General features: G+C 51.0%; 2 protein-coding genes. Both read right to left on the reverse strand.

The genetic code is table 11. From position 1 onward, the window contains the following. Positions 1-334 precede the first annotated feature (334 nt). Entirely contained in the window at positions 335-1,396 is a 1,062-nt protein-coding gene (locus HWQ67_RS16840; RefSeq protein ID WP_218253847.1) for a Cdc6/Cdc18 family protein, read from the reverse strand. A gap of 41 nt (positions 1,397-1,437) precedes the next feature. Next, entirely contained in the window at positions 1,438-2,022 is a 585-nt protein-coding gene (locus HWQ67_RS16845) for a class I SAM-dependent methyltransferase (protein WP_218253848.1), read from the reverse strand. Between the last annotated feature and the right edge of the window lie 192 nt (positions 2,023-2,214).

A 2,214-nucleotide genomic window follows, 5' to 3' on the forward strand; every position in this document is an offset into this window, starting at 1 on the left:
CGAACTCATCCTCTGTCACAAAATCCTTCTTCATGGTTCACCTCTTGCTATTTTAGTTTGTGCTTCTAGACAGCAGGCTTCAACCGCAGCGGGCTGGGAGCGGCATTTGCCGGCGCTATCAAACGCTGGTCAGGCAGGACAAAGCCCAAAGTAAGGGCTTTTACCTGCTCAAAAGCAATGCTGAAAACAGCCGAATCATACATAGTGGTTGCCATTTTACGACCTTCCTGCCAGGGCAGATGCCCCGACGATGAAATACAAGAGGAGAAGGCGGTTTTTATACGCCGCGAGAGGGTGTCCAGTGGGAAGTGAACGGGAAAAGAATTAAGAATGCCTAAAACTCATCAAGCCGCTTTGCGCTGGCAAGCGTGATGTGCGAAGTGCTGCCCTCTTTTCCGCCAAGAACAGTGTTGACCTTTATCATGCCAGCACGCTCAAGCTTCTCTATCTTGCGCGCAAAAGTCTTGTAAGTGCCCTCACCGCCCTTGTCCTTGTAAAGCTTGAACAAATCCCCTGACTTGCCGCCGCCAGACTGCTTGATAATCTCAAAAGCCAGTTTGGTGTCATCAGCAAGGTCGGCTTCCTTTGAGACAGACATCTGGTCAAGCTTTGATATTGCCAGCCGAGCGTGTTCTGCTGTGATGCGGCGGACACTGGCAGCCTCGGCAGCAAGGCCTGCCTGGCGCATAAGGAACAAGCCGATACGGACATCCTGCGCCTGCGCAGCACGCTCAACCACAACCTCAAAAGCATCTGCTGTCCAGCAGCCAGGAATGAAAGCAGCAGACATGCGCTGCTTCAGAATGTCCCTTGTCTCATCAGGAGAATAAGACTTGAACTCAACAACATCAGGCAAAAGGCGCGAAGCAACACGGGGCTCAAGCCCGGCAAGCCACTCTTTATAGTTGGTTATGAGTATGACGCTGCGCTTGAAGACATCCTGCAGAATGCTGTAAAGAAAATCAAAATCGCCTGCCTTGTCAACCTCATCAAAACAAAACACAGCGGCTTTCTTGTTGCAAATGCCCCTGACAATACCCATCAGCTCATCCTGGCGCTTGTTCTGCGTGAAAGCATAACCGAGCTCATTGCAAATCTCAACAAGAATCTGGTAACTCGTGTTGCGCTGCCAGCAGTTGACATAAACCACCTGCACATCATCACTGCCAGTCTCAAGATCGCGAAAGATATGCTTGACTGCAACAGTCTTGCCTATGCCGGGCACACCATACACAAAGCAATTAGTGCCATTCCTACCCTGAAACAAAGGCCGTATGCCGGCGGCAATGGCAAACTGCTGCCCTTCCCTGAAAGGAAGAAGCTTAGGCACATAATCAGCATCAAGAGCATCCTCATTCTTGAACAGCGTCTCGCCACCAGCCAGCATATCCTTCATAACACCCATACTGCATACGCCATCCTTGCGCTATAAATACATTATTGTAAAGCAGGCGTGGCACTACTGCCATTGCCAAGACGGCAAACATAAACAAAAGCAGGAGGCAAGTTCAGAAGCACAAAGCTCTTTTCCACCTGAAAACGCTCCTTGAGCGCCTTATAACTGACAAGCGAATACTGAAACTGGATGTATGCGCCTTCGGCTGAAAGCGAGCCCTCAACAGCATCAAGAATCTGCATTCCCACATCCCTTGGAAGCGAAGCAAGAGGCAGGCCGCTCACAATGTAATCTGCCTTGCGGCCACAAAGACGATCAGGCAACCGCTCGGCGCGGTCATTAATTATCTCAATCCGATTGTCGCGCACATCATACAAAGTCGCGCAAAGGACCTTGTTGACCTCAAAACAGAACAGCTCTGCATCACCACGCATCCTTTTCAGCAATTCACGGGTCAGGCAGCCAGTGCCAGAACCAAGCTCAACAATAAGCCCGGCTTTGCTGAAATCTATGGGCGAAAGCATGCGATCGACGAGAAAGCGCGAACTTGGCGTGACACTGCCTGTTGTGCGGAAGTCCCTCACTGCCTCAACAAGAAAATACAGGCGGTCAGTCAGCGAAGTCATAGCAAAGTCATACCCTCCAAAAACCGGATTCAGATCCTCCTCAACCGAATTCCGCACAAAGGACAGAAACGGCTTGCAGGATGAATTATGCCACGGCAGGAAGGACAGGCATAATGGCTCTGCCGCAAGACAGGAGGAACAGCCACGCGGTGCCTTGGATGCGCAGGAGACTTCACAAAAGCAGGCCTGGGA

The organism is Candidatus Magnetobacterium casense (assembly GCF_019173545.1).
GTDB classification, from domain to species: domain Bacteria; phylum Nitrospirota; class Thermodesulfovibrionia; order Thermodesulfovibrionales; family Magnetobacteriaceae; genus Magnetobacterium; species Magnetobacterium cryptolimnobacter.